Below are 6217 nucleotides of genomic sequence, written 5' to 3'. Positions count from 1 at the left end.
AATATAAGGTTTAAATCATTTTTGTCAGTATATTTTTAATTTGTTTTTTACTTTATGATAATATATAATAAACAAAACATTAAAAGAAATTGTTTTATTTAAAAAGTAATATCTTTATTTTCATCATCTCTTTTTTATTTTTAATTTAATAATTATATTTTACATAATAAATTCATTATCTATTAAATTTCATTTTTAATTATATAACTATTTTATTTAAAATATAAAAAATATAATTATTATTATAATTATAAAATTTATTAATCAATTGTCAATTGATTTAATTTAAATATTAAGTAGTATAATTATTTGATTTTTGCAAAAAATAAAATTAAATTAATAATAAAAATCTAAAATTTGGTTTTTTAAACCCCTAATATTATAATTTAATAATTTATTTTAAAAATTATTATTTAATTATTTTTTATGATGATAATTTGTTTGAGTGAAAAAATAATAATGAGTAAAAAGTAGAAGAAAAAAGATTAATATCAATAATTTGAATCATTTTTTTAAAAAATTATGATTAAATAATTAAAAATAACAAAAAAAAATATTATATTTTAATTATTTTTTAAAATATTAGTTATAATAATAATAATAAGCATTATAAAATATTTATTTTTAATTATATTCAAAATTTCAATTACTTTTTAAATATTTTAATTTATTATTAATTTATTTTTTTAGTTTAATTTATAATAATTTTAAATATTTTAAAAAATTATATTAAATTTTAAAATTTAAACTAAATAAAACTAAAAATCTATTTAAAATGTTTTTTTAATTATTTAAAATTAACTAAAAATAAAAATATTAATAAATATTTTTTGGAATCATAAAGAAAAATAATTTATGATTTTAAAAAAAATAAAATATTAAAGGGGAAAAAGGGAAATTGTATTAATTAAATGGAATTAAAAACAAAGAAAATAATTTATTTAATTAGCATTTTATCATTAAGTACTTTTTTATTATTAATTTTAAGTATTTTAGCTTTTTTGGAAATTTCTAAAGTAAATAAAGACGATATAAATTCAAAAAAAATAGTTGCTACTACTACTATGTTAGGCGATTTATCTAAACAACTAACTAAAGGAACCAATTTCCAAGTTCAGACTTTAATGACAACTGGAGTTGATCCACATAATTATCAGGCTAAACCGAGTGATTTAAGGCATATCATAAGTGCTGATTTAATAGTTACTAATGGTCTTCATTTAGAAGCACAAATGCAAAAAGCTTTTAAAACTTTATGTCAAGGTAAAAATAATCATCAATGTAAATTTTTTTCAGCTGCTGACGATTCTTATTTATCACCAGATGAAATAATAACAGGTGATAAAGGCGTATATGCTGATCCTCATATTTGGTTTAGTATTAATTTATGGCAAAAAGTTTGTAAAAGTTTAAAAGAAAAAATTATAGAAATTATTGAACCGAAGGCTGTAGATAAATCAGAAATTAAAACAAAAATAGATGAAAATTTTGAAGATTATAATCGTAAATTAGAAGACTTAACAAAAGATATTAAAAAAAAAATTACTGAAACAAATTTCGAACAAAAAGAAGTTTATTTAATTACAGCTCATGATGCTTTTTCTTATTTGTGTTTATTTTTAAATGAAATACAAGATCAAAATAATAAAAAAGAATTTATTTTAGAACCTATACAAGGAATTTCTACTCAAGATGAAGCTAGTGCTAGCCGTATTTTAGAATTGATTCCTATTATTAAGGAAAAAGGCGTTAAAGCTATTTTTACTGAAAGTTCTGTTCCTGAAAATACTATTCAATCTTTAAAAGAAAATGCGGTAGATTTTGTTAAAATAGTCAGTCCTACTAAAGATAATGAAGAAGATATTTTGTATTCGGATTCTTTAAATAAAGAAAATGATTATATAAAAACATTTGAACATAATATAGAAATTATTTTTAAATATTTAGGTAAAAACTAGAATTTATTTTAAAAAGATAATATTTTTTTGATAAGAAAGGGTAAAAATTTAATTAATATGGGATCAAATTTCATTGATATCAAAGATTTAACTGTTGCTTATGAAACAAAACCAGTTTTATGGGATATTGATTTAGAAATACCTCAAGGTGTTTTAATGGCGATTGTAGGACCAAATGGGGCTGGAAAATCAACTTTATTAAAAACTATGTTAAATATAATTCCTAAAATATCCGGTAAAATATTATTTAACGGTAAACTTTATAAACAAGTTTATAAAAAAATTTCTTATGTTCCGCAAAGAAATTCAGTGGATTGGGATTTTCCGACAACTGTCTTAGATGTTGTTTTAATGGGTCGTTATGGTCATTTAGGATGGTTTAAAAGACCTGGTAAAAAAGATAAAGAAATTGCTTTAGATTGTCTTGAAAAAGTTTCAATGACTTTTTTAAAAGATCGTCAAATATCTGAACTTTCAGGTGGTCAACAACAAAGAATATTTTTAGCTCGTGCTTTAGCACAAGAAGGTGATATTTATTTAATGGATGAACCTTTTCAAGGAGTAGATATTAAAACAGAAAAATCTATTATTGAAGTTTTAAAGTCTCTTAAACAACAAGGAAAAACAGTAATTGTAGTACACCATGATTTAGAAACAGTACCCATTTATTTTGATCATGTAGCTTTAATTAATTTACAAAAAATAGCTAGTGGAACTATTGCAGAGAATTTTAATGATGAAAATATTAAAAAAACTTATGCTGATAATAAATTTCAAAAAAAAGTAACTAAATTAGGCCTATAAAATGGGTATTAATAATATAGATATAAATTCTTTAGGTTATATTTTTAAAATACTTTTAGGTACTTCTTTTTTAGCTATAACTGCTGGTTTTTTAGGAGTATTTTTAGTTTTAAAAAAGCAAGCTTTAGTTGGTGATGCTTTATCACATTCTTGTATTCCTGGAATTATTATAGTTTATTTAATTACAAAAGAATTAAATGATAAATATTTATTTTTAGGTGCTTTTATTGCTTCTTTTTTAGTTTTATTTTTAATCGAAATAATTAAAAAATATACGAAAAAAATTAAATATGACGCTATTCTGACTTTACTTTTATCTTCTTTTTTTGGTTTAGGCAAAGTACTTTTATCATATGCTCAAATTCATGCCTCTGATACTAAAATTTCTCGTTTAGAAAAGTTTTTTTTAGGTCAAGCAGCTTCTTTATTAAATGATCAAATTGAAAAAATTATAATTATTTTTATATTAGTAATATTTATTATTACTATTTTTTGGAAAGAATTGAAAATATTTATTTTTAATGAAGAATTTGCTACAATTATCGGAATTAAACCTAAAATAATGAATTTTATATTAAATTCTTTAACTATTTTAGTAGTAATTGTTGGTTTACAAATTGCAGGAGTAATTTTAATTAGTTCTTTAATTATTGCTCCCGGATTGATTGCTAGAAATTGGAGTAATCGTTTATCTTTAAATTTTTTAATTGCTGGTTTTTGTTCTGTTATTGCAAGTATATTAGGCGTTTTAATCAGTTCTTATAAATTTGTTAATAATGGTTCTACTATACCAACTGGACCTGCCATTACTTTAGTTTTAAGTATTTTTGTTTTTTTATCTTTACTTTTGGCTCCTAAAAATGGTATTATTCAAAAAAAATTTAGACATTATCATTATAAAAAAAAGATTATTATTTTTAAACATTTGATTCATCTTTATACAAATAAAAATGATTTAAATAATTTAAAAATTACAGAAATTAACCCTTTATTTTTTGAAAAAGATTATTTAATTTTAGAAGAAAATAATAAAATTTGTTTTAGTGTTAAAGGGGAAAAATTAGTAAAAGAATTAATAGAAGGGATAATATAAAAAAAATATGTTTGATATAAGAATTATATATCCTTATTTTGCTATTATTTCAACTTCTATTGCTTGTTCTATTTTAGGTAGTTTTTTGATTTTGAAAAAAAAATCTATGTTAGTAGATGCAATTAGTCATAGTGTTTTATTAGGAATTGTTCTGTCAGTTTTATATCAAAAAGACTTATCTTCTCCTTTACTCATTATAGGAGCTACTTTAACAGGTCTTTTAACTGCTTATTTATCAGAGTTATTAAGTAGTAATAAAAAAGTTAATGAAGATGCTTCAATTGGAATTGCTTTTTCTTTTTTATTTTCTATTGCGGTTATTATCATTGGCCTTAATATTGCAGGAATTAAAGAAGCACATGTAGATGTTGATGCTGCACTTTTAGGAGATCCTAATTTAGTAACTTTACCCAGAATTTTTAATATTTTAGGAGTTTTATTTTTAAACATTATTTTTGTCTTAATTTTTTATAAAGAATTAAAAATTGCAATTTTTGATAAAGCTTTAGCTGCTTCTTTAGGTTTTTCTGTAGTTTTAATTAATTATATTTTAATTACTTTGATTTCTTTAACAGCAGTAGTTTCTTTCGATGCTGTTGGTTCTATTTTAGTAATTGCTTTAATGATTGGGCCAGCTTCAACTGCTCTTTTATTTACTAAAAATTTATTTCATAGCGTATTAGCATCAATAATAGTAGCTTTTTTAAGTGCTCATATTGGTTATTGTTTATCTATTTTTACAGATTTACCATTATCTGGATTAACTGCTTTCATTGTTTTGATTTTATTCTTATTAGTGCTTTTTTTTGCTCCTACTAATGGAATTATTTATAAAATATTTAATTATCGTTTTCAAAAAAATATTTTTTCTTCGATTAATTTATTAATGCATATTCATAATCATAATCAAAAACAAAAAAAAATTAATACTGAAATAATCCCTTTAGATTTAAAATGGTCTTTAAATTTTTATAAAAAATGTCTTAAATTTTTATTTGAAAAAAAATATATTAAATTTAAAGGTAATTATATATTTGTAACTCAAAAAGGAAAACAATTTTTGTATAAAAAGAATGAAGAATTTGGAGTTATTAATAATTAATTTTATTTTTTATAAATATATTTTTTCTTTTTTAGAAAAAATGAAAGGAATTTTATAATAAAAATTTATTATGCAAATAAAATTAATTAATTTACGCAAAATAATCATAGTTTCTCTTTTAATAACTTTATCTTTTGTTTTAGATATATTTTCAAAATATATATATATATCTAATATTATGGTACCAATTCTTCGTATTAAATTTTTTATCATTGCAGGTATACCTTTAATGTTAATGGTAATTATTTTAGAATTTAGATATGCTTTTTTAGGGATAATTATTTATTCTTTAATTTGTTTTTTGAATATTTTACCTGGTAGCAGTTATTTATTCGAAACATTTGGTCATTTAAGTGGTTTTTCTCGTTCTCAATGGATATTTTTAAATGCTTTAACAAATTTTTTTATTCCTTGTTTGTCTTATTTATTTTTATCTTTTTCGTATAAAAAAAACATTAATAATTTTAGTAAAAACATTTATCAAATATTTTTATGTCTATTATTAATGATTTTTTTTCAAGTTATTTCAAAAACTTTTAATGGTTATTATTTATATTTTGATATTATTAAACAAAATTTAAATTTACCAAAAAAAGATCATATTTTTTTAATTATTTTGTGTTTAAACTTAGTTCCTAACCTTACTATGAATTTATTTAATTTTTTTTGTTGTTTAAAAATTTTATTTCATTGTAAAAATATTAAATTTTTTAAAACACTTTAAAAAATAAAATTATTTAATTTTTTTATATATTTTTTACAAATAATTTACATAATATTTATATTTTTATTAAAATTAATAGAAAAAAATAATATATATTATATAAAATTATAATTTTTTTAAAAAATTATCATTATTATTATGCCTTTTTGAAAAATATTTGATTTTTTTAATAGAGGATTAAAATAAAAAAATATTAAAACTGATTTGTTGTTGAGTTTACAAAATTGTCTATTGCTTGTTGTATATTATAAGGCGATGATGTTTCATTATTACTAGAATTTTTTTTTATTTCATTTAAATTTTTTAATAACTGTTCTTTTTCTTGAATTAAAATATCTATTTTAGTTTGTAATTCGTTATTATATGTTTGTGATTGGTTTATTATTTGTGTATTTTTTTCTTGTAATTCTTGTAATTCTTGATTTAAATTATTAATTTTAGTTTGTAAATCATTTTTGTCTTTTTCTGAAATTTTTATTTGTTGTTCTTTTTCGATATTTAAATTATTAATTTTAGTTTGTAAATCGTTTTTGTCT

At 19.6% G+C, this 6217-nt stretch carries 6 protein-coding genes; 5 read left to right on the top strand and 1 reads right to left on the bottom strand.

Annotated features, from left to right (window positions below; all coding sequences use genetic code 11):
* Positions 1-911: 911 nt before the first annotated feature.
* From ACLHHF_RS02195 to ACLHHF_RS02175, 5 genes are all read left to right on the top strand, one after another.
* Positions 912-1958 (top strand): metal ABC transporter substrate-binding protein, encoded by a 1047-nt coding sequence (locus tag ACLHHF_RS02195; protein WP_411308201.1) that lies wholly within the window; start codon positions 912-914, stop codon positions 1956-1958.
* A 57-nt stretch (positions 1959-2015) separates the two neighbouring features.
* Entirely contained in the window at positions 2016-2762 is a 747-nt protein-coding gene (locus ACLHHF_RS02190; RefSeq protein WP_411308200.1) for a metal ABC transporter ATP-binding protein, read from the top strand.
* A 1-nt stretch (position 2763) separates the two neighbouring features.
* A complete protein-coding gene (locus ACLHHF_RS02185; RefSeq protein WP_411308199.1) occupies positions 2764-3855 on the top strand; it encodes a metal ABC transporter permease in 1092 nt (363 codons plus the stop codon).
* A 7-nt stretch (positions 3856-3862) separates the two neighbouring features.
* Positions 3863-4957, top strand: coding sequence for a metal ABC transporter permease (locus ACLHHF_RS02180; protein ID WP_411308198.1), 1095 nt, complete (start codon positions 3863-3865; stop codon positions 4955-4957).
* 70 nt (positions 4958-5027) lie between these two features.
* Entirely contained in the window at positions 5028-5681 is a 654-nt protein-coding gene (locus ACLHHF_RS02175) for a hypothetical protein (RefSeq protein WP_411308197.1), read from the top strand.
* Between the two features lie 193 nt (positions 5682-5874).
* Here the strand turns inward: ACLHHF_RS02175 and ACLHHF_RS02170 are convergent.
* The coding region (locus tag ACLHHF_RS02170; protein WP_411308196.1) for a hypothetical protein at positions 5875-6217 on the bottom strand (343 nt) is incomplete at its 5' end.

It is taken from the genome of Candidatus Phytoplasma pyri (assembly GCF_046600495.1).
GTDB lineage: Bacteria > Bacillota_I > Bacilli_A > Acholeplasmatales > Acholeplasmataceae > Phytoplasma > Phytoplasma pyri.
This window is presented reverse-complemented; position numbering and strand designations above follow the sequence as displayed.